Here is a 202-nt window from a genome sequence, read left to right as displayed (position 1 = left end):
CGTTGGATTTGGGACAGGTTTGCCATTGCCTGTCGGTGGCACTGTTCCATGGTCTGTGATAGGGGGTGAGATACTCTTTTCTGCGCCATCGGTATCAGCATCTGCACTTGGATCGTTATTACCTGCATTATTGGGTGGATTGGGTACGGTGCCGCCGGATGAGTTGGAGGTTGCAGAAGCCTTTGGGTTGGGAGAATAGCGA

1 protein-coding gene is annotated in these 202 nt (G+C 52.5%); it reads left to right on the top strand.

The window, feature by feature from the left end; all coding sequences use genetic code 11:
* The coding region (locus tag HMPREF2954_RS13045) for a hypothetical protein (protein WP_210398483.1) at positions 1 to 199 on the top strand (199 nt) is incomplete at its 5' end.
* Positions 200 to 202 lie beyond the last annotated feature (3 nt).

Origin of the sequence: Neisseria sp. HMSC067H09, assembly GCF_001814135.1 — a bacterium.
Taxonomy (GTDB): Bacteria; Pseudomonadota; Gammaproteobacteria; order Burkholderiales; family Neisseriaceae; genus Neisseria.
This window is presented reverse-complemented; position numbering and strand designations above follow the sequence as displayed.